At 61.1% G+C, this 24,889-nt stretch carries 19 protein-coding genes and 1 tRNA gene; 8 read left to right on the forward strand and 12 right to left on the reverse strand.

All coding sequences use genetic code 11. The annotated features are described in order from the left end of the window. Positions 1-62 precede the first annotated feature (62 nt). Complete coding sequence (locus tag ABIN98_RS05345; protein WP_346908068.1) at positions 63-5,366, forward strand: autotransporter outer membrane beta-barrel domain-containing protein; 5,304 nt, start codon at positions 63-65, stop codon at positions 5,364-5,366. A gap of 527 nt (positions 5,367-5,893) precedes the next feature. Here ABIN98_RS05345 and ABIN98_RS05350 read toward each other — a convergent pair. The 3 genes from ABIN98_RS05350 to ABIN98_RS05360 form a co-directional block, all read right to left on the reverse strand. Beyond that, a complete protein-coding gene (locus ABIN98_RS05350) occupies positions 5,894-7,003 on the reverse strand; it encodes a site-specific integrase (RefSeq protein WP_346908070.1) in 1,110 nt (369 codons plus the stop codon). A gap of 510 nt (positions 7,004-7,513) precedes the next feature. Then, on the reverse strand, positions 7,514-7,876 hold the full coding sequence (locus ABIN98_RS05355) for a helix-turn-helix domain-containing protein (protein WP_394701443.1): 363 nt from the start codon (positions 7,874-7,876) through the stop codon (positions 7,514-7,516). 269 nt (positions 7,877-8,145) lie between these two features. Beyond that, positions 8,146-8,235, reverse strand: a tRNA-Ser gene (locus tag ABIN98_RS05360). A gap of 370 nt (positions 8,236-8,605) precedes the next feature. Between ABIN98_RS05360 and ABIN98_RS05365 the strand changes: the two genes are divergently transcribed. From ABIN98_RS05365 to ABIN98_RS05380, 4 genes are all read left to right on the forward strand, one after another. Next, the gene (locus tag ABIN98_RS05365; RefSeq protein WP_346908072.1) at positions 8,606-8,923 is read left to right on the forward strand and encodes a hypothetical protein; all 318 of its coding nucleotides are present in this window, start codon (positions 8,606-8,608) and stop codon (positions 8,921-8,923) included. A 142-nt stretch (positions 8,924-9,065) separates the two neighbouring features. Beyond that, positions 9,066-9,719, forward strand: coding sequence for a peptide-methionine (S)-S-oxide reductase MsrA (msrA, locus tag ABIN98_RS05370; protein WP_346908073.1), 654 nt, complete (start codon positions 9,066-9,068; stop codon positions 9,717-9,719). Between the two features lie 291 nt (positions 9,720-10,010). Next, positions 10,011-10,331, forward strand: a complete 321-nt coding sequence (locus ABIN98_RS05375) for a hypothetical protein (protein ID WP_346908075.1) — start codon at positions 10,011-10,013, stop codon at positions 10,329-10,331. Positions 10,332-10,334: 3 nt separating this feature from the next. Further along, a complete protein-coding gene (locus ABIN98_RS05380; protein ID WP_346908076.1) occupies positions 10,335-11,825 on the forward strand; it encodes a methyl-accepting chemotaxis protein in 1,491 nt (496 codons plus the stop codon). Positions 11,826-11,931: 106 nt separating this feature from the next. Here ABIN98_RS05380 and ABIN98_RS05385 read toward each other — a convergent pair whose 3' ends face one another. Next, positions 11,932-12,552, reverse strand: coding sequence for a nucleotidyltransferase family protein (locus ABIN98_RS05385; RefSeq protein WP_346908078.1), 621 nt, complete (start codon positions 12,550-12,552; stop codon positions 11,932-11,934). Between the two features lie 267 nt (positions 12,553-12,819). Between ABIN98_RS05385 and ABIN98_RS05390 the strand changes: the two genes are divergently transcribed. Continuing rightward, positions 12,820-13,134 (forward strand): hypothetical protein, encoded by a 315-nt coding sequence (locus ABIN98_RS05390; RefSeq protein WP_346908080.1) that lies wholly within the window; start codon positions 12,820-12,822, stop codon positions 13,132-13,134. Positions 13,135-13,234: 100 nt separating this feature from the next. Here ABIN98_RS05390 and pheT read toward each other — a convergent pair whose 3' ends face one another. From pheT to ABIN98_RS05415, 5 genes are all read right to left on the reverse strand, one after another. Further along, complete coding sequence (gene pheT, locus ABIN98_RS05395) at positions 13,235-15,655, reverse strand: phenylalanine--tRNA ligase subunit beta (RefSeq protein WP_346908082.1); 2,421 nt, start codon at positions 15,653-15,655, stop codon at positions 13,235-13,237. 57 nt (positions 15,656-15,712) lie between these two features. After that, positions 15,713-16,372, reverse strand: a complete 660-nt coding sequence (locus ABIN98_RS05400) for a phenylalanyl-tRNA synthetase subunit alpha (protein WP_346908084.1) — start codon at positions 16,370-16,372, stop codon at positions 15,713-15,715. Positions 16,373-16,405: 33 nt separating this feature from the next. Then, positions 16,406-17,488, reverse strand: coding sequence for a phenylalanine--tRNA ligase subunit alpha (pheS, locus tag ABIN98_RS05405; RefSeq protein ID WP_346908086.1), 1,083 nt, complete (start codon positions 17,486-17,488; stop codon positions 16,406-16,408). 381 nt (positions 17,489-17,869) lie between these two features. Continuing rightward, on the reverse strand, positions 17,870-18,760 hold the full coding sequence (locus tag ABIN98_RS05410) for a LysR substrate-binding domain-containing protein (RefSeq protein ID WP_346908088.1): 891 nt from the start codon (positions 18,758-18,760) through the stop codon (positions 17,870-17,872). A gap of 279 nt (positions 18,761-19,039) precedes the next feature. After that, complete coding sequence (locus ABIN98_RS05415) at positions 19,040-19,420, reverse strand: tautomerase family protein (protein ID WP_346908089.1); 381 nt, start codon at positions 19,418-19,420, stop codon at positions 19,040-19,042. Positions 19,421-19,515: 95 nt separating this feature from the next. On the opposite strand from ABIN98_RS05415, the gene ABIN98_RS05420 reads away from it, so the two are divergent. Further along, positions 19,516-20,397, forward strand: a complete 882-nt coding sequence (locus ABIN98_RS05420; protein WP_346908091.1) for a LysR family transcriptional regulator — start codon at positions 19,516-19,518, stop codon at positions 20,395-20,397. Between the two features lie 31 nt (positions 20,398-20,428). Here the strand turns inward: ABIN98_RS05420 and ABIN98_RS05425 are convergent, their stop codons facing one another. Further along, positions 20,429-21,334 carry a LysR family transcriptional regulator gene (locus ABIN98_RS05425; RefSeq protein WP_346908093.1) on the reverse strand — a complete coding sequence of 302 codons (906 nt, stop codon included), beginning with the start codon at positions 21,332-21,334 and terminating at the stop codon, positions 20,429-20,431. A gap of 153 nt (positions 21,335-21,487) precedes the next feature. Between ABIN98_RS05425 and ABIN98_RS05430 the strand changes: the two genes are divergently transcribed. Next, complete coding sequence (locus ABIN98_RS05430; protein ID WP_394701444.1) at positions 21,488-22,180, forward strand: hypothetical protein; 693 nt, start codon at positions 21,488-21,490, stop codon at positions 22,178-22,180. 54 nt (positions 22,181-22,234) lie between these two features. On the opposite strand, the gene ABIN98_RS05435 is transcribed toward ABIN98_RS05430, so the two are convergent. Next, positions 22,235-22,819 (reverse strand): PhnA domain-containing protein, encoded by a 585-nt coding sequence (locus ABIN98_RS05435; RefSeq protein WP_346908097.1) that lies wholly within the window; start codon positions 22,817-22,819, stop codon positions 22,235-22,237. A gap of 190 nt (positions 22,820-23,009) precedes the next feature. Further along, the gene (lepA, locus tag ABIN98_RS05440) at positions 23,010-24,815 is read right to left on the reverse strand and encodes a translation elongation factor 4 (protein WP_346908098.1); all 1,806 of its coding nucleotides are present in this window, start codon (positions 24,813-24,815) and stop codon (positions 23,010-23,012) included. Positions 24,816-24,889: the final 74 nt, after the last annotated feature.

Consider the following 24,889-nt stretch of genomic DNA (forward strand, 5'->3'; position numbering starts at 1 on the left):
ACAGCACCTGACGTCCGCCAAGCGCAGCATGCAGAGCAAGACGACACCCAATTGGAGAACTGATGACCCGTAACATTGCCTCCTTCTATTCTCCCGCCTGTCTTGCTCTGACGGCACTTGCAGGGTCCTTTGCCGTTTATTCGACGGTTCCGGCGGTGGCCGCCTGCTCCACGGCCAGCGGCATGGTCACCTGCGAGGGCGATCTGTCCAGCGGGGTCGATGTGGACGTCACGGGCGTCAGTACTGTCAACATCGACAATCTGACTGCGGATACCGGTGAGATCTCCCTGTCGGAGACCGCCGCAGACAGTTCCACCACAGGCGATCCGGGCGGGGATGCCAGCACGATCGACGTCACCTTTGACGGTTCGTCCACCTATGGCGCGGTGAATGCCGACGGCACGGCCCTTGAGATCGTCCTCTCGGGCGGCGACGGCGGCAAGGCGTCAAATAGTTCGGACGGTGGCGATGGTGGTTTCGGTGGGGCGGTAACCCTGTCTTTCACCGATACGACTGAGATCTCCGGCGAAAGCCCGATTTCCATCACGGTCACCGGTGGTGATGGTGGTGATGACACAAAAAGGCAGACCTCTAAACGACGAACGGTGCGAGGGACGGATGGAGGTGCAGGCGGTGCGGCAGGAGATCTGACGCTTGAGATCGAGGGCGATGTCGACACCCTGCAGTCCACCGACGGCACCCTGGTCTTCCTGTCCTCGCAGGGCGGCGACGGAGGCTACGGCCGTGAAATTAAGAACGAAGGCGATGGCAAAGCAGAAGGGGGTGATGGCGGACAGGGCGGGGCCGGCGGCGATGTCACCCTGACGCTGACCGGCATCGACACGCTGTCCGCCACCACGACCGGCGACGGGATCGCCGGCGTTCGGGTCGAGTCGTTCGGCGGAACGGGGGGCGATGGCGGAGAAGCCACCAGTGGCGGGGGAGAAGAGAACCAAGGTGGCGATGGCGGCGGCGGCGGTGCGGGCGGCACGGTGACCGTCGAACTGTCGGACATCACCATCACGACCTCAGGAGACCTCGCCTTCGGTGTTCTGGCGCGCAGTTACGGCGGTGTCGGCGGCGATCGTGGAACGACTACTTATGGCACCAACGGTTCCTACGGCGGTACCTTCGAACTGGGGACCGGCGGTGAGACCAGCCTGACCTTCGATGGAACGGTGACCACCTCGGGAGACAATGCCACCGGCCTGCTCGTCCAAAGCATCGGCGGGTTCTACGGCGCCAGTTCTGACGCCAGTTCCGTTTCCGCCTATGGGCTGTCGGGGGAAAGCGGCGGAGCCGGCGGAACCGCCAGCGTGACCTTGAGCGGCACGGACACCGTGATCAAGACAGGCGGTGTCAATGCGGAGGCCGTCCTGGTCCAGAGCATCGGCGGCGGTGGTGGCAAGGCGGATGCGGACGATGATGTCACCCAGCTTGGAATGGACTCCCATTCGGGCGGGGATGGCGGCGAAGCCACCGCGACCCTTGGCTCCGGGGTGACGCTGGAGACCGAAGATGAAGCCGCCTCTGTTCTGGTGCTGCAAAGCATCGGCGGTGGCGGTGGAGCCGCCTATGACGAGTCGGACCACGTCACGCGCCTGGGCGCTTCCGGCGGCCTCGGCGGCACTGGCGGCACGGTCTCGGCCACGCTGAACGGGGCAGGTCTGACCGGCAACAGCAATTATTCAACCGGTGTCCTGCTGCAGTCGGTCGGCAATGGCGGCGGTGTCAGCGACAGCGTGCTCACCCGCACCAGCGACCTTTCGCAGGTTCTGGGGGGCAGCGGTGGCGATGGCGGCGACGGCGGCACCATCACGGTCGATGGCGACGGCACAACCGGCAGCGTTCAAACTGCGGGGGAACGCTCGCGCGGCCTTGTCGCCCAATCCGTCGGCGGCGGCGGCGGCGACAGTGTCCAGGAAATCACCACCGCCGACGATATCTCGATCAAGCTGTCGCTCGGCCAAAGCGACGGCAGTTCCGCAGGCGGCGATGGCGGCGAAGTCAATATCACTCACAGCTACTTTACGACCACGACCAGCGGCAACAACGCTCACGGCCTGGTGGCCCAGTCCATCGGTGGCGGCGGCGGATCCGCCGGTGGTGTGCTCGAGTATTCCACCAACACGGATGCGACGGCAGAGGTGATCCTGGGAGCAAGCGGCGGCAACGGCGGTGACGGCGAGGATGTGAGCGTCTCCGTCGATGGCGACGTGACCACCGGCGGCAGCAATGCCCACGGCGTTCTCGCCCAGTCCATCGGCGGTGGCGGCGGAGACACCGGCTTTACGCTGACGGGCTCGACGCCGAGCGACCTGACCCTGTCCTCCACGCTTGGCGCCAGCGATGCAAGCGGTGACGGCAGCACGGTGACCGTCACGGTCAATGAGGAAATCGAGACGACGGGCTTTGCCTCCTATGGCGTTCTCGGACAATCGATCGGCGGCGGCGGCGGTCTGGCCGGCTGGGTGTTGTCCATCGATGACGTCAGCGGTGCGGACATCGCCATGACCCTGGGCGGATCCGGCGGTGACGGCGGCAGCGCGGACGAGGTCTGGATCACCAACAGCTCCACCATCATGACCAGCGGCGACAGCAGCTCCGCGATTGTCGCCCAATCGATCGGCGGCGGCGGCGGTCTGGCCGGTTGGGTGTTGTCCATCGATGACGTCAGCGGTGCGGACATCGCCATGACCCTGGGCGGATCCGGCGGTGACGGTGGCAGCGCGGACGAGGTCTTGATCACGAATACCGGTACCATCAAGACCAGCGGCGACAGCAGCTCCGCGATTGTCGCCCAGTCGATCGGCGGTGGCGGCGGCCTGGCGGGCGATGGCCTTGGGGACGTGATTACCGATGCGGCTGCCGGCGGACAGGGCAGCGGTGGCGGCGATGGCGGCTCGGTCGAGATCAATCACAGCGGCACGATCACCACGTCGGGCGACGGCGCGATGGGGGTCGTCGCGCAGTCGATCGGTGGCGGCGGCGGCCTGGTCGGCGATGTCGAGCTGATCTTCGGCTCCGATTTTTCCACCGATGACGTCGGCCTCGGGGTGATCGACCAGGACAGCAGCGGCGATGGCGGCGACGGCGGGGATATCACCATCAGTGCCGGATCGATTACCACGACCGGCGATCAGGCGCATGGCATCTGGGCCCAGTCGATCGGTGGCGGTGGCGGCGCCTCGGGCACGGGAGACAGCAGTTCGTCCTCCGCGGTGGCGGGCAATGTCGGCGATACGGGAGAGGGCGGTGACATCAAGATCACCCTGAACGATGCCATGAGCCTGTCGGGCGACTACTCGACCGGGATCTTCGCGCAGAGCCTGGGTGGCTCGGACAGCGACGGCGGCAAAATCACGATCACCCTGAACGCCGACCTGTCGTCGTCGGGCACCGGCGGCTGGGGCATCGTCGCCCAGAGCGACGGCTATGACAGTGGGGGTGCCGTCTACATCAACGTGGAAAGCGGCGTCACCCTGTCCACGGGCAGTTCCACGGTTGAAGGCAATGCGGCCATCAACGCCATATTCGGCGGCGGTGTGAGCATCAAGAACGCCGGCACGATCACCAACCTTTATGCCGGCGACGCCATCGTCTCCGAGACGAAGGTGAATATCACCAACAGCGGTACGATCTACGGCAACTTCGATCTGAAGGATAGCGTTGCCAACAGCCTGATCAACGAAAGCACCGGTGTGCTGGAACCCGGGTCGACCTTTGACATCGGCACCAGCGGCACCTTCTACAACTCCGGCACCCTGTCGCCGGGCGGGGAAAACAATATCATCAACACCAATGTGACCGGGGCCTTCGATCAGGATACGACCGATGGCACCCTGCTGTTCGATGCGGAATTGCAGGAAGGTTACGAGGCAGGCGAGATGGACCTGCTCCAGTTCCAGGATACGAGCCTCAGTGACAAAACCTGGTATCTGACGGGCACGCTCGATGTGAACGTCACCTCCGACAGCCTGATGTCCTCCGGCGACAGCGGCTCGGTCGGTTTTGCCGAAGTGTTCGACCTCGTCAATACGGTGGATATCAGTGGCCTGACGGTCACCGACACGGCCACGGTCGATTATGAGATCTCCACGGAATATGACGACTATCTGGCGCTTCTCAGCTACACCGTGGATTATACGTCGGACACCCTGGGCCTCTCCGGCAATCAACTGACGGCCGGCACACACCTTGAGACCCTGATCGACCTTAGAAAGGCCGAAGCGGCGGCGAACGCGGCGTCCAGTGCGGAGCTTTCGACGGTATCGGCCTCAAGCCTCGGGGGATCGTCGTCCGCAGACGCCCTGGCCGCGACCTCTGTAAACTACTACGCCTTCATTCAGCCGATCGCCGCACGCATCATGAACCTGAAGACGGCGGAAGAGCTGAAAGCGGCCTATGACCAGCTGGCGCCGGGTGATGTCTTTGCCGCGACCGACGCCGCACTCTACGCCTCGCTGCGCTTTGCCGGACAGATGGCGTCGGATTGCGCCGGCAATGGCGGTCGGTCGGTCGCCCTGTCGGAACCGGGCGCCTGTGCCTGGCTGAAGGTGGGCGCGAACCACCATCACCGCGATGGGAGCTCCAATGCGATCGATTATGTAGAAACGGCGCTCGGCACCGCCGGCGGTGTCCGCATTCCGTTTGCCGGCAATTGGTACGGCGGAACCGCCTTCGCTTACGAAGATGTCGCCCAGTCAAACCGCAATTCCAACTCCAAGGGGTTCCGGCTCCAGGGCGGCGGTTTGCTGGGGTATGCCTTCGGGGCAACCGATGTGTCGGCCTCCCTCTCCGGCGGCTACGGCTCTTACCGGTTCCGGCGGGACACGTTCGAGGCCAACGGCACGGGACTGGCGACAGCGCGCCCGGACCTCTGGTGGGGGGCGGCCCATGTGATGCTTGCCCACGAGTTTGCGCTGAGCGAGGCCTTCAGCATCAAGCCGTCCATGGATGTCGGGGCCACCTATACCCTGCAGCCCTCCTTCAATGAATCGGGTCAGGGCGACACCCATTTGCGGGTCAGCAAGATCGAGAACACGGTCTACAGCTTCAATCCCGGCGTGGATCTGACCGCCGCCTTCCTGATGAACGGGCTCAAGTCCAAAGCAACGCTGCACACGGGTCTTCTGGCGCTGGCAGGCGACACGGACCGCTCCGCGACCGCGCAGTTCGCGGCCGTCGCCACGAGCGGACCGAAGTTCGGGCTTGCCGACGAGGGCGAGCGCCTGTTTGCCGAACTGGGCGTCTCGATCGAGGCGGAGATCCGAGAAGGTTTTTCCTTCCAGGCAAGCGTCGACAGCCTGCTGTCTTCCGAAAGCCGGAACCTCTCCGGATCCGCACGCCTGAATATCGCGTTCTGAAAGTCAGGTGGCATCACCTTTGAAGCCATCTCGCGACCGCAAAAGCAGCTGGCCTTCGTGACCGTCATTGCCGTCCGGAATCTGCAGAGGTTCGATGCCAGGACGACAAGTCTGTTTCGCAAATTTCCCTTCTAGAATCTAACCTGAGACACGAAAACATCCAGTTTGAAGTAGAATTCGTCGGTACCAGGAAATGGACGAAATGAAGCGTTCACGGTTTACGGAAGACAAGATTATCGACATTTTGCGGGATTAGGAGAGCGGTCAGAAGGTGGTTGATGATTGTAGGAGGAACGGAGCTCCAGAAGCTCCTAGTGGAGGCCATTCTCAACAACGCCAGGCTGTACGCTACTGTTTAAAAAAGTGATTGCAACCAATGCAAGGCGAAGTGCGGTGGCTCGCTTGTGCACTGGTCATGGTCTAAGCCAACGCTGCAACCGCCGGTTCTTTTATAATTCCGCCTTAGTATAAATGCGATCGGTGCCTCCGAAAACCAGGAAGCAAGTCAGATGCATCCTGCCTCTCAGTCAGTTTTTCAGAAGAGCATGAGCCATAGTCTTCAACACGCACCGATCCTCTGGAGATAGTCGTTTGATCAGGTCTGCCAGCTCTTCATCCTCTTCGGGAGCTTCCCTTCGCTCCCACATTCCCAAAAGCAACTCGTGCTGGCGATCTTCGCCGAGCGTAGCGTAGTGCTTCATGGTCGTTCCAATGTCTTCATGACCTAGGTTCTGGCTGAGAGCCTTCAATTCCTCCGGGGAGCGGGCCCAGGTTAAACACATGCGGGCGATTGTCGCCCTTATCGCATGGGGACGAAAATATGGAACGCCTGCAGCCTCTGTTGCCTTCCGAATAACCTCGCGAACCGGAGACGAGGTTTTCCAGAACTCGTCCCTGATACTCGACATTCGACTGCGAACTGCGCTGGGCGTGCGCGGAAAGAGCGGATCATCATCCTGAGCCCCGGAGGCGCGTCTTTCGTCAATCCAGTTCGTCACGATGGTCGCGATGTCTGTTCCCACAGGAAACCAAAGTGTCCGCATGGTTTTAGAGAATTTCGTATTCACCTCACTCGCATCTTGGTTCACGAGCTTGCTCGCCGCGTCTACATGCTTGAGACGCAAGCTGATGAGGGCGCCGTCCCGAACACCGGTAAGGTAAAGGAAGGCGATCGCCGCGCGGTCCCGTCGTTCTTGTGACGTAGTTGTCGGCATGGCCTCCAGCATCGATTTAATTTCGTCTGGAGACGGCTCGTACCTGGCCTTCGGAGCATGGGCCAGGGCAGTCATGCGGCGAGATGGGGTGCAGTAGTCAGCCAGATCTCTTAGAAGGGACCGATAGCCAGGCTGTTTAGAGAGCCACTCGATGAACGTTCTCAGATCGTGACAGGTCTGCACGATGGTCGGAGCTGCCAAAGACACACTTTCAGGGACATTTTCTTTATCCGGCCCATTCAAACTCTTTTTGAAGCAAATAATGTCATTTGGCTTCAAACTGGTAAGGTCTTTGCCCGCAAGGCTTGCCGCAAACTGCCCGAGATGGCGCATCCGGGCATCGATCGTCTTTACGTCCAGGCCGCGGGCCTCTTTCATATGGGTCTGGTACAGATAAAGCATCCATGCCGTGGGGCCGTGCATGTTTCCTACCTTCAGCTTGCGGGATACAAACAAATTCAGCTTGGAGAGACGAGATTCCTTAATCGGGAATCTCGGTGTTGGATTTGTGTTTTTGAAGCATTCTCAACCGGGGTAGATCGCTCTCGCGGACGAGCTTTCTCGTTCTTCCACCTGTTTCGGGGCATTGGATGGAGACAGCGGTTCGGAACTTGTAACGTTCCTCAATCTTGAATGGCTCTATGAGTAACGAGTGCTTCCGCTTGCAACAGACACAATAAATTTCCTCAAAGGAGCAAGGCACCTTCGCATCTTTCTTTCGGCGGGCCTGAAATTCGTTCAGGGATTGACCAAGAAAGAGGGTTTCTTGAGCGTCAATCGCTTTCAGGCCATAGCATAGCCAGTTCCGAATGGTATTTCTGGAAACACCGTAAAGAGCCCGAGCATCCTCGATTGTATAGAACCAGTGGGCCCGCGCGGCTCGTGAGCTTTGGCGGTTCTTCCATCTTGCGGGTTTGGTGTTTGCGGGTGCGCTCATTCAGCTTTACCCCGCAGCATTACGTTATACCGTTCCAGGTCCTCCCGGTACCAACGGGTCGTTCCTCGGGAGAGCTCGTGTCCCTTTGGGAATTCCGGGTTATCTTTGGCCCAGCGCCAGATAGTCGGTACACTTACGGAGAAAAAGGCTGCGACTTCGCGAACATTCATCCAGGGAGTTTGGATGTCGGGCCTATTCGGCGTTCGTTTTGGTGCTTTCTTGGATGGCTTCGATGCGGGCCTCGGTCGATCAGGCGCAGCCTGTTCGGATGAACGCGCTTGCGGATGCTCTTCAGGCATAGCTTCAGAGCTGGAGGGTTCAATAGCGGGGAATAGATCTGATTGCTGTGCCGGGCACATGCAAGCCTCCTAAGTCACGCCCGTAAAGATCGAGCGGTTTTGGATAGCAAGCACGTCCTGCGCTAAGCGTCGAAAAGCTCAGATGAAACCGATTCACCCGAACTACATATTTGTTAAGCCCGGCTAAGATGTCGTGCAAGAGTCTGAAACGAAAAAATCTTGATTGCACGAGGGGCTGTGAAAAACCATGTCGCGTGATGGGCTAAATGATGGGCTAGCAGATCGAGAAATCGAAAAACTAAATTATATCAATATTTTATGAGAAAAAATGGCGGACAGAGAGGGATTCGAACCCTCGATAGAGTTGCCCCTATACACGCGTTCCAGGCGTGCGCCTTCAACCACTCGGCCACCTGTCCTTATTCGCTGGCGAAAAACCCCGCCCGCGAGTTGCGCAATATACTCAGGCATTGCCGGAGTGCAAGCGACTGTGAAAGTTTTTTTGCGTGCCGGTGCATATGTCCTTCGAACAGGCCCGATTTTTCGGGATTGCACCGGTTGAAATAAGCTGTGCAGGGGTTGCGGAAGCCGCTTCAAGTCAGCCTGAAAACGTAGTGTCAGGATCTTTGCTGTTGTTTTTTATGAGATTCCTTGTCAATGTATTCATCATGTGCGGCGGCGCCCTGTGCCCGGTCATCATCCGTCCGGAAGGCCATATAATGCCGTGGATTGCCACTTAGACTAAATATTTGTTTTTGATCGTTGAGACGAAGGCCCGAAGTGTTTGCGTTGTTGAGATTACTGTTCCGGCTTGGCGGCTATGTCATGCTGGCGTGTGCATTGGTCGCGATCATCGCCGATGCCAGCAAGAGCATTGCCCAATCCGAGCTGGTCCTGCTGCCGCTCGGCCAGTTGTGGTTCGATCAGTCGCCGGACACCCTGAACATGGCGCAGGCGGCGATCCAGCGGCATGTGAGCCCCTTCCTCTGGGACCCGATTATCCAGACATTGCTGACCTGGCCGGTCTGGGGTGTATTTGGCTTGTTCGGGCTGATCTTCCTGTGGCTTGGCTCCCGCAGGAACAGACAGACGGTCGTTCTGGTCTGACTTGAGCAGACCGTCAGTGCGCCTGGGCTACGTTGGCCCAAACTTTCCTTGCAAATTCGGTTCTCTGCGCCATCTTTCTGGAAGAGATCTGTGCCTGCCTTGCGAGGGGCGGGGGGCGACGTTTTCCGGAGGTAAAGCCACCATGTCCTTCATGACCATGCTGACCAAGAAGTTTACCTTGCCGACGGCAGACGAAGCGCTGCCGGGGAGGGACGATGCCACCCGTCCGTCGGAACCGCATTTCGTGAACGGCCGGTCCCTGACGGAGCCTTATCCGGAGGGAATGCGCACGGTCCTGTTTGGCATGGGGTGCTTTTGGGGCGCGGAGCGCCTTTTCTGGCAATTGCCGGGCGTCTACGTGACGGCGGTCGGCTATGCCGGCGGGCACACGCCCAACCCCACCTATAACGAGACCTGCACCGGCAGGACCGGACACACGGAAGCCGTGCTGGTTGTCTATGACCCGGAAAAAATCTCCCTGCAGGACCTGTTCAAGGTCTTTTGGGAGCATCATGACCCGACCCAGGGCATGCGCCAGGGCAACGATACCGGAACCCAATACCGGTCGGCGATCTATCTTGCCGATGCCGAAGACGTGACGGCTGCGGAAGCCTCGAAACAGGCCTATCAGGAGGCCCTGCGGGCAGCCGGGATCAAGGCCACGATCACTACCGAGATCCGTCAACTCGATACGTTTTACTTTGCGGAAGACTACCACCAGCAGTATCTGGCGAAAAATCCGGGCGGGTACTGCGGCATTCGCGGAACGGGTGTCAGCTGCGCGGCGCCACTTTGACGGCATTTCTCCCTATTCGATAACGCTGGAGACCGAATAGCCGCATCAGGCGGCGGCTCCTCTCGGCAGGTTATCGGCTTGTGGTGTGCCGCAAAGAAACTTCGTCTGTCTCAAGTTTCCTGAAATAACGTCCAGAAAACAACCGATACGTGTTTTCTCTCATGCAATATTGCAATGCAGCATGACGAAGAGGACGCGGCGCTTTTTCATCAGATATTCAATGAATTTCAGAAATTGTTAAATCAGCTGGGTCATAAACATCCCTACGCCTAGTGCGCTTTGGGACCTGATATGTCAGCGAAAATATCGAAACGTTTTGTCGCTACCTATTTTTCCGGCGCCTGCCTGGTCATGGTTTTCGCGGGCCTGCAACCTGGAGCCGAAGGAAAGATAGCCGTCTTCGCGAGCCCGTGGAGCGAGACCGCTCCGGAGATCGTGGCAGAGGCCGGCGGGCGGATCATATCAACGGATTCATCCGGCTGGATCGCAGTCACTGAAGCCGACTCCGACGGTCTCGTCGGCCGCCTGTATGCCTCCGGTGCCGCGTTTGTTGCGTCGTCGGTTGTTGCCCGGGCCTGCGCAGGGTTCGTGAAAGTCTATGGGGGAGAATAAATCATGAGTGAGCAAACGCAGGCTGTGGCGAGCCTCGATGCCATGCGCGAAACCTATTCGCGCTACATCATCTATTTCGTCTGGGCGAATGTGTTCCTGGTCATGGGAACCGCCTGGTGGGTCGGAACCATCTCCGTTGTGACCGTTTCCGGCGCGGCGCTTCTGTTTGGGGCGGCGGCGACCGGGACCTGGGTCAAATACAAGGCGGGAACCGAAACCCGGATCGCCACGGCAATCTCGCTTGCGGCGCTGGTGGCCTTGTTCGTGGCCTCGCTGTCGACGGACGACCCGGCTACCTCATTCCAGGTCGACGGGCATATGTATTTCTTCGCCGTGCTGGCCATCCTCGCCGGATGGGTCGACTGGCGGGCGCTTGTCGCTTATGCGGGCGTCGTGGCGGTGCACCACATCGTCTTCAACTTCGCGCTTCCCTGGGCGGTGTTTCCCGGTGGTTCGAATTTCCTGCGCGTCGTCTTCCATGCGGTGATTGTGGTGGTCGAAGTGGCTGCCCTGTGGTGGATCGTGGAACAGCTGTCCCGCGCCTTCGCTGCCGCGGACAGGGCGCGCAACGATGCCGAGGCCTCGCAAATCCAGGCCTCGTCGATGCAGCAGGCCGAAAACGAGCGCATGGCGGAAGAGCGGAATCATCAGGTCCGTGTCGGTGAGCGCATCGCCGCCTTCCGGCAGGAAATTGCCGGCAAGCTGGAAAGCGTGACGCAGCAGGTGCGGGCGATGCGCTCTGCCTCGCAGGATCTCGGCTCCGTTGCCGAAGACACATCCGACCGGGCCGCGACCGCCGCTCAGGCGTCCGATACGGCGTCTTCCAACGTGCAGATGGTCGCCTCCGCGGCTGAGGAACTGTCTTCCTCCATCGCGGAAATCTCTCGCCAGGTCGAACAGACCACCGGGATTGTCGCAAAGGCCACCCAGGGGGCCCAGACCAGCAACCAGAAGGTTGCCGGCCTTGCCGAAGCCGCCAACCGGATCGGTGAAGTCGTTACTCTGATCCAGGCGATTGCCGAACAGACCAACCTCTTGGCGCTGAATGCCACCATCGAGGCCGCCCGGGCCGGCGAGGCCGGCAAGGGCTTTGCGGTGGTTGCCGCGGAAGTGAAGGAACTGGCCACCCAGACGTCCAAGGCGACCGAGGAAATCGGCGCGCAGATCTCTGCGATCCAGGGCGAAACCAAGGAGGCTGTGGATGCGATCGGCGCAATCGCCGCCACCATGGACGAAGTCAACAATTACACCTCGGCGATCGCAGCGGCGGTCGAACAGCAGGGTGCGGCCACGGACGAGATTTCGCGCAACGTCGCGGAAGCCGCCAACGGCACCGGTCTTGTCGCCACCAACATCAGCGGTTTGAGCGAAGCGGCTGAACGGACCACCGGGTCTGCCACGTCCGTCGCGAACTCCGCCGAAGAGCTGGAGCGTCAGGCGACGGAAATGCAGGCCTCCATCGACGGCTTCCTGCGGGATGTGGCCGCCGCGTGACCGATCGTTGAACAGACATGAGAAAAGCCGGCCCCAGTGGCCGGCTTTTTTATGTCGGCTTTTTTGTTTGGACTGCTGGTGCGTAGCGATCGGCGCCTGAGCGCTTTCAGGTCGAGTCCCAGTCAACGACGGTCAGCTCCGGCCACAAGGCCGTCATTCGCCTTGCCTTTTCGTCATAGGTCGGTCGGTTGTCCGTGGAAAGATTGGGAACCAGACGCATCGCGAAAATCGGCGCCAGTCCGAAAGGCGCCTGAACTTCAAGGGTGCCCCTGTCTCCGAGCCGAACGGCGACTGCGTGGGTCTTGGCGGCATAGGTCGTCAGGGATTCCATGGCGCAGATCAACGGAAAGTAAGGCCGTCCGAAACGCCTTTCATACCACAGGTGAACCCGTGCCTGATTACGGACTTCCAGCTTGTCCGCCAGATCCGGTAGCCTCGCATTCATGTCCCGGATCACCGCGTCCTCTGCCTCGTAGGACAGGTCCGTGCCATCGAAATAGATGACGTCATAGTCCTTGATGCCGAAATCCGAAGGCCGGCCGGTGAGCGCATTCCAGACGGTCTGGTAGACGCCTCCGGAGACCAGCCAGGCATCCGGTAGACCTATATCCTTGATCGCGTGCAGGATCCGCATCAGCACCGGGGTCCCGAGGACGATTTTCTGCAGGGCCGCGATCCGCTGATCTTCGGTTGCAGCAGAGGGATTTCCAAGCGTTTGAAGGTCCATGATCTGATATTTATCCATTGCGGAAAGGATAGGCCTCGAACGGGTGAGAACAGACAAACGAACTGGCGTCAGGTCCATTTCAGATGATTTTCGTCGCGCTATATCATTGAAACGAAATCAAAAATCAGAGCGGACGGTCTTTAGTTAAAATCCGACCCTTTGTGTTTGCCTCGGTGTTTTCTTTTCTTCGTAGCCTATCCCGATCAAATCGTTGCACCGCGCTCATGCTTGCGGCTTGAAGGGGTATTGTGGAGGAGATGTGAGGCCATGGCCAGAATGCATCCTTGCCGGAAGGTCAAACACCTGTCCATTCTTGCAGCCGGCTTTTTCGCTGCAGGCGCGCTGACGCCTATGGGTTCCGCTTCGGGGCTTTTCGGAGCAGGGAATGCGAAGGCCGTTGGGTTCATGCAGGCCTTGGTGAAGAGCACCCTGACCCAGGCTGCGGCCGGTGGCGGCAAGACGGTCGATCAAAGTGGGTCCTCCGCGGCCGACGAGCCGGACTCTGTTTCAGCCACGACGGAGACGTCTCCCGTCCGGAACCTTGACCCGGACGTCCCGCAGATCGATGGCACGGGACTTTGACGGCGAGGCCATATCGGCTGTCGCCTGATATCGGTGTTTGGAAATGAAAAAGGCGCTCCGCCGGGAAGGTGGAGCGCCTTTTCGTTTAAAGACTATGCGCTTACCCGCGCAGGGTGCCGCCGGTCGCCTTTTCCACGGACGCGATGATCTTCTTCGCCACGGCGTCGATCTCCTCATCCGTCAGCGTCTTCTGCGTCGGCTGCAGGGTGACGTCGATGGCGAGCGACTTCTGGTCTTCGGCGATGCCCTTGCCTTCATAGACGTCGAACAGGGTCACGTCGGCAATCAGGGACTTCTCCGCGCCCCTGGCCGCCTTCAACAGCGTTTCGGCCGGGGTCGCCTTGTCGACGACGAAGGCGAAGTCGCGGCGCACCGGCATCAGGTCGGAAACGTCGAGCGCGCCCTTGGACCGGGTCGCCTTGGCCTTGGGCTGAGGCAGGTTGTCCAGGTAGATCTCGAAGCCGACAAGCGGACCTTCGATATCGAGCAGTCCAAGCATGCGCGGATGGATCTCGCCGAAGACGGCGAGCGTGTTCTTCGGACCGAGCTTCAGCGCGCCGGAGCGACCGGGATGGAAATAGTCCGGCGCGTCCGTATAGACCTGCAGCTTGTCGACAGGCGCGCCGATGGCGGCCAGCACCGCGGCCGCATCGGCCTTGGCGTCGAACACGGTGACGGCCGGCGAGGAGCCGGACCAATGGCGACCGGCCCCGTCCAGGACAGCCGTGCCCCGGCGAACGCCGGCGGCAACCATGCTCTGGCCTTCCGGCGTGTCGTCGGCAAAGATCTGGCCGACTTCGAACAGCGCCACGTCCGGATAGCCCCGGTCCGCATTGCGCTGGGCCGCGGTCAGGAGGCCCGGGAGCAGGCTCGGGCGCATGTCGGACAATTCCGGCGAGATCGGATTGGCAAGCGCCAGTTCCGGCGCGCCGCCGCCGAAGGCTTCCGCCTCTTCCCTTGAGACGAAGGACCAGGTGACCGCTTCGTTGAGACCGCGTGCGGCCAGCGCACGGCGGGCCCGGTTGCGGCGGATCTGGCCGGGGGTCAGGACCTTGGCGGCAACGCTGCCGATGCGCGGCAGCGGCGTGGACGGCACCTTGTCGAGACCTACGATGCGGACCACTTCCTCAGCCAGGTCGGCCTTGCCTTCGATATCCGGGCGCCAGCTCGGAGCGGCCACCTTGACCGTGTCGCCGGAGCCGGAGATCCAGAAGCCGAGCGCCCTCAGGGTGACGTTGATCTCCGCCTGGGACACTTCGAGACCCGTCAGGCGTTTCACTTCCGAATAGGGGAAGTCGACGATATGGGTGTCCTCGGGAACCTTGCCGGCCACGACGACCTCCGACGGCTCGCCGCCGCACAGGTCCAGGACGAGCTTGGTCGCCATTTCCAGGCCCGGCAGCATGTAGTCGGGATCGACGCCACGCTCGAACCGGTAGCGGGCATCGGTGTTGATGCCGAGCTTGCGGCCGGTGGCGGCAATGCCGTCCTCGTCCCACAGGGCGGATTCGATCAATACATCGACGGTCTCATCCGTACAGCCCGACACTTCGCCGCCGAGAATGCCGCCCAGGCTTTCCAGGCCGCTGTCATCGGAAATCACGCAGACGGTGTCGTCGACTTCGTAAGTCTTGCCGTTGAGGCCCTCGATGCTTTCGCCCTTCGCGCCCCGGCGGACGACCAGATCGCCCTTCACCTTGGCCGCGTCGAAGACGTGCAGCGGACGGCCCTGATCGAAGGTCATGTAGTTGGTGATGTCGACCAGCGTGTTGATCGGGCGCAGGCCGATGGCGATCAGCCGCTCCTGCATCCACTTCGGCGAGGGCCCGTTCTTCAGGCCTTTCACCATTCGCAGGCCGAAGGCCTTGCACAGCGGCTTGGTGTCGCCGAAGTCGAGCGTAACGCCCGTCGGGCAGGGGAAGCTACCACGGATCTGGTCGTGGGAGCGTTCCTTCAGCGTGCCGAGGCCGGCCGCGGCCAGGTCGCGGGCGATGCCGTAAACGCCGGTGCAGTCCGGGCGATTCGGCGTCAGGCCGATTTCGATCACCGGATCGTCCAGCCCGGCGTACTGGGCATAGCTCACACCTACGGGGGCATCTTCCGGAAGGTCGATGATGCCGTTGTGTTCGTCGGACAATTCCAACTCGCGCTCCGAACACATCATGCCGAAGCTTTCCACGTCACGGATCTTGCCGACGGAGAGCGTCACGTCGATCCCCGGCACGTAATCGCCGGGACGGGCGAGGACGCCGACCAGACCGGCGCGGGCATTGGGCGCGCCGCAGACGATCTGCAGCGGCTCGCCGCCGTCGCCGGCATCCACCTTCAGGACGCGCAGGCGGTCCGCGTTCGGGTGCTGCGTTGCTTCGATGACCTTGGCGATCATGAAGGGCTTCAACCGGTCGGCCGGATTGGTCACTTCCTCGACCTCAAGGCCGATCATGGTCAGCCGCTCGACGATTTCGTCGAGACCGGCGTCGGTATCAAGGTGTTCCTTGAGCCAGGACAGGGTGAATTTCATCTGCTCACTCTTCGTATTCGTCTTGGCGCTTCAGCGCCTGAAATTGGGTCGTGCGGCTTATTGGCCCTGGATACGGCTGATCTCCGGGATCGGCGTCGCATTGGTGTAATTGTCGGCAAAGCGCCGTCCGATCGCGGTCAATTCGTGTGTCCATTCGCGCACGATCTCCGGTGTCAGCGTCTGACCGGTCGAAATCACCTGTGCCGTTTCTGCCTCGATCCGGTCGCGCAGGATGCCGAGCTCCATCTGGGCCGCATATTCCGCCCGGTATTTGCCGAGCCAGCCGAGCGACATGACGACGATCACCACCAGCAGCGCCGCCGAACTGGTCAGCGTGGCCCATCTGGCGGTTCCCGCCAGCTTCTTGTCGGCCGCCACCAGGACCATCGAGCAGATCGTCAGGAAGGCGACGATATAGATCGACGACAGGAAGCTGTCGTATTTTTCTGCGGCCGACGAAGCATGAGAGGCGCGCAACTGGGTGATCCGGTCACGCAGGTAGAGCAAGGCGTCTGCCTGGGTGCCCAGCTTCTGGCGGAAATAGTCGCCGCAAAACCGAAGGCGGCCGCGCTCCTGGCTTTTCTCCGCGCAGGCCTCGACGAAAGAGGTCGGCGTGGCCACGCGGCTCGAACGGTCTTCCGTCTTCTGGGCGTTTGCCGGAAAGACGGCAACCAGGGTCAGGAAGACGACTGCAATTGCACGAATGAAAAGGGTCATGTCGCTCTGCCTTTTTTGCAGAAAGGGCCGTTTTTAGCTGGAGAGGCCGCCTGCGAGGGTCGGCATGTCGAGCGGGCGGAAACCGTAGTGCTGGATCCAGCGCACATCGGCGTCGAAGAAGGCGCGCAGGTCCGGCATGCCGTATTTCAGCATGGCAATCCGGTCGATGCCCATGCCCCAGGCAAAGCCCTGGTATTCATCCGGGTCCAGTCCGCAATTGCGGATGACGTTCGGATGGACCATGCCGCAGCCGAGGATCTCCATCCAGTCGTCGCCTTCGCCGAATTTCACTTCCGCGCCGGACCGGTCGCACTGGATGTCGACTTCCATGGACGGTTCGGTGAAGGGGAAGAAGGACGGGCGGAACCGCATCTTGATGTTATCGACCTCGAAGAAGGTCTTGCAGAATTCTTCCAGGATCCACTTCAGGTGGCCGAGGTGGCTTCCCTTGTCGATCACCAGGCCTTCGACCTGGTGGAACATCGGCGTGTGGGTCTGGTCGCTGTCGCAGCGATAGGTGCGGCCCGGGATGATCACGCGGATCGGCGGTTCCTGGGTGCGCATGGTGCGGATCTGGACCGGCGACGTATGCGTGCGCAGCAGCAGACGATTGCCGTCTGCCTTCTCGTTGAAGAAGAAGGTGTCGTGCATGTCACGTGCCGGATGGCCTTCGGGGAAGTTGAGCGCGGTGAAGTTGAGCTCGTCGGTCTCGACATCCGGACCTTCGGCGATGGCAAAGCCCATGTCGGCGAAGATGGCGGAGAGTTCGTCGATCACCTGGCTGACCGGGTGGATACGTCCCGATTCGACGGGCGACGGCCGCATCGGCAGGGTGACGTCGACCCGCTCGCTGGCAAGGCGCGCCTCCAGGGCGGCTTCGGCCAGCACCGTCTTGCGGGCGGCAATGGCGTCGGTGACGCGATCCTTCAGACCGTTGAGCGCCGGTCCCATGGTCTTGCGTTCTTCCGGGCTCATCTTGCCGAGCGTTTTCATCTGCTCGGAAATGCTGCCCTTCTTGCCAAGCGTCGCGACACGGATGTCTTCAAGGCCAGCCTCGGTTGCCGCCGCGTCGATGGCGGCGAGGATTTCGGATTCAAGGGTGTTCAGGTCGGACATGAGTGCTCGATCTATCGTGCTGCGCGAACGCGCGATTTTCGGTCGAAAGTGAATTCGACGGGTCTTTTAGCAGAATTGCCGGAGGATGCCACAATCGGCATGCAGTTTCTCGAAAAGAGGAACGTCGGCCAATAGGCGTTTTGATCGGAATTAGCGCCTAAATCGCCCGCAGGCGGGGCCATGGCCGGTCGCGAGGCGCAACGAAGACAGGCACTCGCCGGCTGTCCTGCCGCGAAGTGTCGTGCCGGTCATGTTTCTCGAACAACGGGTCATTCGGTGCCTCTATCGGGCGAAGGAAGGATCCTCGCCGGACGGGAAGGTAGCCGAAGTGCCGTCCCTTTCACAAGATCTATTGCGGCACTCGCCATATCCCGGAAACAATCAGGTTCCAATCGAACGGGCGAGTTCCGCCTTCATCCACGAACCGAAGGCCTTCATTGGCCGGGTCTGCACCCGGTTTCTCCCGGTCAACAGCCAGTAGTGAAATCCGGTCTGAAAACGCCCCGGAAAGGGGGCGACGACCTGACCGACCTGAAGCGCGTGATGGGCAAGCGTTTCCCAGGCAAGAAACAGGCCCTGGCCGGCAATGGCAGCATCCAGGCACAACGCACCGTCGGAAAACACCGGGCCTTCGCCCAGCAGGCCCTCGTCCAGGCCGTTTGGTTCCAGCCAGGTCCGCCAGGAAAACATCTGTCCCCGGTCGCGGATGATGGGCACGTTCGCGATATCGGCAGGATCCTGGAGTGTTGCGGCAACTGCCGGGCTGCAGACCGGAAAGATCTTCTGCGCCAGCAGCTTTTCCGCGTGCAATCCCGGATAGGGCCCCTTGCCGACACGAATGCACAGGTCGACGTCGCTGAGATCGGGATCGACCAGATCCACGGTCGCCTCCACCCGCACGCGGATATCCGGATAATCTCTAGCGAAAGACTTCAGGTGCCAGACGAGCCACTTGCCGGCAAAAACCGGTGCGACCGAGACGGTCAGGCTGTCGTCGCGCCGCCGCTCCGTCATGGCGACGGCCGCAGAAAGCGCGGACATGCCGACGGTGAGTTGGCGCAGAACGGCTTCGCCCGGGCCGGTCGGATGCAGGCCGCGGCCGCGCCGTTCGAACAGGGCTGTCCCGAGTTGTTGCTCGGTCTTCTGGACCTGCTGGCTGACCGCCCCGATGGTGACGCCAAGCTCGTCCGCAGCCGTCTTCAGGGAGCCGAGCCTGCCGACAGCCTCGACGGCACGCAGGCCTGCAAGATGGATCCGGTTCAGATTTTTCATATAGAAAACCTAAACTTAAACTCAGAGAAAATCGATATTTTAAAGGGGATGTAAGCGCTATCTATTTAGCTATGTTAAATTTCGATCTCATCCTCAAAAGGCTGCTTCTGACGTCGCTTTTTCGTCAGCGGGAAAGGATGTCGGACGAGGCGCGATGGCGGCACGATCCGCTGTCGCATCCCGCCCTCCGGCGGATGACGCCGCACGAGCTGGCGGATCTGCCTTTCGACCGCTAAGGGCAAACACCCGAGCAGGCGAAGCCATCACGCGGTCTGTGCCTCACGCATATTGCGCGATGCCGTTCCCCATGGACCAGTTTTCCCTGGCCGTTTCGATGAGGCCGATGAACACGTCCTGAGGACGCAGGTCCGCTTCGGTTTCCAGCCGGCGTGTGATTTCGGCATAAAGCGCCCGCTTTTGCTCCGGCGTCCGGGTGTTGTTGACCGTCAACTGGATGATGACCAGCTCGTCGGTGCGTTCGATATCGAGATAGCTGCGGCCGAACACGAAATCGACCTCGTCATGTTCGCTCAGGATCATGAACCGGTCGTCCTCGGGAACGTCGAAGGTCGCGCGCATGGCGAGGTAAATCTGTTCCAGAATGACCTTCTTCTGATGGTCCGTGCGGCCTTTTCGCATGGAAACGCGTACCAGTGGCATTGGTTTCTCCCTTCATTTGGTTGATGGAGAAACGCTACTGGTTGCTCAAAAATTATAGAAACGAATTTATAGTATTCCAAAAATTCGATTTTATAATGGCTCGTATGATGACCCTCGATATCGATCTGATCCGGGCCTTCGTGCAGGTGGCGGATACGGGCAGCTTCACAATGGCCGGCGAAGCGGTCGGCGCGAGCCAGTCCGCCATGAGCGTCCGCATTCGCAAGCTCGAGGAGCGTCTGGGCAACGACCTGCTGGCCCGCTCGCCGCGCTCAGTCCAGCTGACGAGTTACGGTGCCCGGTTTCTGAAGGATGCACGACACCTCCTGGATCTGCATGACAGGGTGGCGGCGAAAGCCACCGGCATCGAGCATCGGCAGGTACTCCGCCTGGGGATCAGCGACCATGCGGCGGGCAGTCGGCTGCCCGACCTTCTGTCGAACCTGAACAAGGACCTTGTGGGCTACCGCTTTCTGGTCACGGCTGGTCTGTCCGGGGAGCTTTTGAAGGCGTATCAAGCGCGGCTGTTCGATGCCGTCATTGCAAGTGCGGAAGATCCGGATCTGCCGGCGCGAACTGTGTTTCGCGACGACCTCGTCTGGATCGCCTCAAGGACGTTCACCTGGGAGCAGAGCATGCCGATGCCTCTGGTCTTCTTGGGCGGCGCGTGCGTCATCTCGGGGCTTGCGACGCGCACGTTGAAAGACGCCGGCATTGCCTGGAACGAAGTCTTCAGCGGCACGGGGGTGTCTGCGGTCCAGGCAGCCGTTTCGGCCGGGATCGGTATTGCCTGCCTGAACCGGCGGAACATGCCACGGGACTGTGTCGAGGTTGGCGAGGTTTACGGTCTTCCCCCACTGCCGAAGACCCGCATGGCCCTGTTTCATCGGCTGACGACTCCCGAGGACGCCGGGCTTGCGTCGGCCATCGTCCGCGCATTCCAGCTGCTCGGGGGAGAAGAGGGCGGGCAAACTTAGGCCTGTTCTTGAACAGGGGGGACAGGCCGCTTCAGTCGACCTGCCGGATGCCCCATTTGCGGCGAACCTGCAGGTTCAGGTCTATGATGAATTCCTCGAACACGCGCAGCTTCTTCGGTTTCAGCCGGTGCTTCTGATGGACGATGTGCATCTCCTGGGCTTTCGGTCGGATCTCGTCGAGGATGGAAACAAGGCGCCCGGAGCGGATTTCATCATAAACGAGATAGCTCGCCAGCTGGAGGATGCCCGCACCGCGGCAGGCTGCGGCGACCGCAGCTTCAGGGGCTTCGAAGGCAAGAGCGCCGCGGACGGGAACGGTAATGTTCTCTCCCATGACGCGGAACCGCCAGGACAGGGCGGTGCCGGTTGCCGATGACAGCAGCGGGATGCAGTAGTGCCTGTCCAAGTCCTCCGGCGTTTCGGGCATGCCGTGCCGGTTCAGATAGGAAGGGGCGGCGACCGTCAGATAGGGGATCTTGCCGACCGGGCGGGCGACGATATCCAGTTCCGGCAGGTCTCCGACGACCAGGGCGGCATCGATCCGTTCTCCGACGAAATCGGGCACGTTGTTGCGAGACAGGATTTCCAACTGGATCCGCGGATAGGCATCGATGAATTGCGGCAGCGCCGGTGCGATGACGATCCGGGCGAGGCCGCTTGGTACCTGAACGCGCAACCGCCCGCGCGGCTGGCGTTCCGAAGAGCCGATGTCGTCCTCAAGGCCTTCCACCATGGCGATGATGTCACGCGCCTGTTCCAGATACTGCTGTCCGTCTTCGGTCAGCCGCAACCGGCGCGTGGTGCGCTCCAGCAATTGGACGCCGAGATATTTCTCCAGTTCAGACACGATCGCGCTGGCGCCGCCGCGCGACAGACCGAGATCGCTGCTCGTCGCCGTCAGGTTGCCGCGCTCCGCGACCCTGATGAAGACCCTCATTGCCCGAAGGTGATCCATGGATTGCCTGAAAATGGATTGCCCGAAATTTCCGGATTCTCAATCCGATCCTAGGTGGCTTTTCGCGAAAAGGAAATCCGGTACACGCACCGCATTCCGGCGCCGGTTGGTCCGGCGCAAACAAGGAGAATGATGATGAATGCGAAGACGGAAATTGCGGCCGAAACCGAGGCCGGGGAAGACCTTTATTACGCCGTTCACAAGGGCATTCGGCTTGCCAATGCCAGGATGCTGCTCGCGCTCGGGCAGCTCGATCCGGCCGATGAGAAGGCGGTTGTCGAAACTCTGACCGCCTTATCGGCCCATCTCGATCTGAGCTTGAGCCATCTGGAGCATGAAAACCGCGAAGTCCACACCGCAATCGAGGGCCGTTGCCCGGGGTCTTCGGATCACGCGGCCGAGGATCATGACGACCATCTGCACGCTTTCGGCGAACTGCGCCGGCTGGCGGAGGATGTCGCTTCGGCCACGGTCGACCGCCCGGCCTGCCTGCGCCGCCTGTATCAGCGCTTCGCCCTCTTCTTTGCCAATGACCTGCTTCACATGCACGAGGAAGAAACGGAACTGATGCCGCTGATGGAGAAGAACTTCTCCAACGACGAACTTGTCGGGATCCATCAGCGCATCGTGCAGTCCATTCCGCTGCCGGAGATGATTCGGTACGGGAGGATCATGCTCGGCGCCGCATCAAAGCCTGAAAGGATTGCCATGGTCACCGGCATGGAAATGGGCCTGCCCTCCGAAGCCTTTTCCATCCTGATGGGCGGCATCGTCGGCAAGGCCTGGCAGATGGGCGACTGGCAGGCGCTGGACCGCGCGGTCAACTGACGGCGGTTCATCACCGTTGATTATCCGGGCTGATCTGAGGATCGGCCCGCTGTCTTACGACTTCTTGACGAATTCCGTCAGGATCACGATCCGCTGGTCATTGACCCGGCCCTCGATCTGTTCCGGGTTGTCGGGAACAAGCGCGATGTTGCGCACCGCCGTGCCGCGCTTGGCCGTGAAATTGGCGCCCTTGACCTTCAGATCCTTGATTAGCGTCACCGTATCGCCGGCGGCCAGAATCGCGCCGTGGGTGTCCTTGTGGACGACGGCGTCGGTATCGCCGGCGGAGGCCTCTGTAGTACCTGCCTTCGCCCAGGCAAGCGTCTCGTCGTCCAGATAAAGCATGTCTAAAAGATCACGCGCCCAGGTTTCCCCGGAAAGACGGTTCAGCATCCGCCAGGCGGTCACCTGCACCGCAGGCACCTGGCTCCAGGCGCTTTCGTTCAGGCAATGCCAGTGATTGGCATCGAGCTCCGCGCTGCCCTCGATCTGTCCGGCGCAGGTTGCGGAGACAAGGATCGACTTGTCCGCGCTGCCGTCGCTGTCCGGCCCGACTTCGAGTACGACAAGGTCTTCGGTTGCGCCGCTCAGCTCGCATTTATTGTCCGCGCGCTCGCGCAATTCGGTTTCGGTCGTCATGACGGCTCCGTTTGCCTGGTTGTCTTGCCGGCGTTCGCAGCTCGCTTCGGGTGGGACCTGCAGCCGCTGGCAGCGGTTTTAAGTTCGAAACCGACCGGTTGGCCTGCTCGACGCTTTGCTTTCCCTCGCAGGCGTTCGCAACTCGCAAAGGTCCACTGGACCTTTGCGTCGGGCAGAGCCCGACCGTTGCTCACTCATCCATCTTCAATGCCTGGATGAAGGCTTCCTGCGGGATTTCGACCTTGCCGAACTGGCGCATCTTCTTCTTGCCCGCCTTCTGCTTTTCCAGAAGCTTGCGCTTACGGGTGGCGTCGCCGCCGTAGCACTTGGCGGTCACGTCCTTGCGCAGCGCGGAAATGGTTTCGCGGGCGATCACCCGGCCGCCGATGGCCGCCTGGATCGGGATCTTGAACATGTGCCGCGGGATCAGCTCTTTCAGCTTTTCGCACATGGCCCGGCCGCGCCGGTCCGCCTGGGAGCGGTGCACGAGCACGGAGAGAGCATCGACCGGCTCTTCGTTGACCAGGATCGACATCTTCACCAGATCGCCGGCCCGGTAGTCGGAGAGCTGATAGTCGAAGGAGGCGTAGCCCTTGGAGATCGACTTCAGCCGGTCGTAGAAGTCGAACACGACCTCGTTGAGCGGCAGGTCGTAGGTGAGCATGGCGCGCGAGCCCACGTAGGACAAGTCCACCTGGATGCCGCGCCGCTCCTGGCACAGCTTGAGGATGCCGCCGAGATAGTCGTCCGGCGTCATGATCGTCGCCCGGATCCACGGTTCGCGGATTTCGGAGATCTTGACCAGGTCCGGCATGTCCGCCGGATTGTGCAGTTCCACGTCAGACCCGTCGGTCAGGGTCATCTGGTAGACCACCGACGGCGCGGTGGCGATCAGGTCGAGGTCGAATTCGCGCGACAGGCGCTCCTGGATGATTTCCAGGTGCAGAAGGCCGAGGAAGCCACAGCGGAAACCGAACCCGAGGGCTGCGGAGGTTTCCATCTCGTAGGAGAAGCTGGCGTCGTTGAGCCGCAGCTTGCCCATGGCGGAGCGCAGGTCTTCGAAGTCGTTGGCATCGACCGGGAACAACCCGCAGAACACGACCGGTTGGGCCGGCTTGAAGCCGGGCAGTGCTTCCGCGCAGGGTTTCTTGTCCAGGGTGATCGTATCGCCGACGCGGGTGTCGGCGACTTCCTTGATCGAGCCGGTGATCACGCCGATCTCGCCGGCCTTGAGTTCGTCGACCTGCAGGAACTTCGGCGTCATCACGCCGACGCGGTCGACGTCATAAGCCGCCCCCGTGCCCATCATCTTGATCTTCTGCCCGCGTTTCAGCGAGCCGTCGATGATGCGCACCAGCACCATCACGCCGAGATAGGTGTCGTACCAGCTGTCGACCAGCATCGCTTTCAGGGTCGCGTCCGGATCGCCCTGAGGCGCCGGCAACTTGGCGACGATCGCTTCCAGAACGGTGTCCACGCCAAGACCGGTCTTCGCCGAAATCATGCAGGCCTCGGACGCGTCGATGCCGATCACGTCCTCGATTTGCTCCTTGATCCGGTCCGGTTCGGCCGCCGGCAGGTCGATCTTGTTCAGAACGGTGACGATCTCGTGGTCGTTGTCGATCGCCTGGTAGACGTTGGCGAGCGTCTGCGCTTCCACGCCCTGGCTGGCATCCACCACCAGCAGCGAACCCTCGCAGGCGGCCAGCGAACGTGAAACCTCGTAGGCGAAGTCGACGTGGCCCGGGGTGTCGATCAGGTTCAGCGTGTACTGCCGGCCGTCCTTGGCGTTGTAGATCAGCCGGACGGTCTGCGCCTTGATCGTGATGCCGCGTTCGCGCTCGATATCCATGGAATCGAGCACCTGTTCGGTCATTTCGCGATCGGTCAGCGTGCCGGTCATCTGGATCAGGCGGTCGGCGAGCGTCGACTTGCCGTGGTCGATGTGGGCAACGATCGAGAAATTGCGGATATTGGAAAGCGTCTGGGTCGTCATGGCGCTCGTTTATCACCGAGTAAGCGGAACGCAAAGGGATTTGGTGGGGCTATCGCCCCGGTATCAGCGGGTTT

Source organism: uncultured Roseibium sp. (assembly GCF_963675095.2).
In the GTDB taxonomy this organism is placed as follows: domain Bacteria; phylum Pseudomonadota; class Alphaproteobacteria; order Rhizobiales; family Stappiaceae; genus Roseibium.

Coding starts and splice junctions, on each gene's coding strand:
- ABIN98_RS05345 (WP_346908068.1), top strand. CDS start 63: ATGACCCGTAACATTGCCTCCTTCTATTCTCCCGCCTGTCTTGCTCTG.
- ABIN98_RS05350 (WP_346908070.1), bottom strand. CDS start 7,003: ATGCACGGCCCCACGGCATGGATGCTTTATCTGTACCAGACCCATATG.
- ABIN98_RS05355 (WP_394701443.1), bottom strand. CDS start 7,876: ATGTGCCCGGCACAGCAATCAGATCTATTCCCCGCTATTGAACCCTCC.
- msrA (WP_346908073.1), top strand. CDS start 9,066: ATGTCCTTCATGACCATGCTGACCAAGAAGTTTACCTTGCCGACGGCA.
- ABIN98_RS05375 (WP_346908075.1), top strand. CDS start 10,011: ATGTCAGCGAAAATATCGAAACGTTTTGTCGCTACCTATTTTTCCGGC.
- ABIN98_RS05380 (WP_346908076.1), top strand. CDS start 10,335: ATGAGTGAGCAAACGCAGGCTGTGGCGAGCCTCGATGCCATGCGCGAA.
- ABIN98_RS05385 (WP_346908078.1), bottom strand. CDS start 12,552: ATGGACCTTCAAACGCTTGGAAATCCCTCTGCTGCAACCGAAGATCAG.
- ABIN98_RS05390 (WP_346908080.1), top strand. CDS start 12,820: ATGGCCAGAATGCATCCTTGCCGGAAGGTCAAACACCTGTCCATTCTT.
- pheT (WP_346908082.1), bottom strand. CDS start 15,655: ATGAAATTCACCCTGTCCTGGCTCAAGGAACACCTTGATACCGACGCC.
- ABIN98_RS05400 (WP_346908084.1), bottom strand. CDS start 16,372: ATGACCCTTTTCATTCGTGCAATTGCAGTCGTCTTCCTGACCCTGGTT.
- pheS (WP_346908086.1), bottom strand. CDS start 17,488: ATGTCCGACCTGAACACCCTTGAATCCGAAATCCTCGCCGCCATCGAC.
- ABIN98_RS05410 (WP_346908088.1), bottom strand. CDS start 18,760: ATGAAAAATCTGAACCGGATCCATCTTGCAGGCCTGCGTGCCGTCGAG.
- ABIN98_RS05415 (WP_346908089.1), bottom strand. CDS start 19,420: ATGCCACTGGTACGCGTTTCCATGCGAAAAGGCCGCACGGACCATCAG.
- ABIN98_RS05420 (WP_346908091.1), top strand. CDS start 19,516: ATGGCTCGTATGATGACCCTCGATATCGATCTGATCCGGGCCTTCGTG.
- ABIN98_RS05425 (WP_346908093.1), bottom strand. CDS start 21,334: ATGAGGGTCTTCATCAGGGTCGCGGAGCGCGGCAACCTGACGGCGACG.
- ABIN98_RS05430 (WP_394701444.1), top strand. CDS start 21,488: ATGAATGCGAAGACGGAAATTGCGGCCGAAACCGAGGCCGGGGAAGAC.
- ABIN98_RS05435 (WP_346908097.1), bottom strand. CDS start 22,819: ATGACGACCGAAACCGAATTGCGCGAGCGCGCGGACAATAAATGCGAG.
- lepA (WP_346908098.1), bottom strand. CDS start 24,815: ATGACGACCCAGACGCTTTCCAATATCCGCAATTTCTCGATCGTTGCC.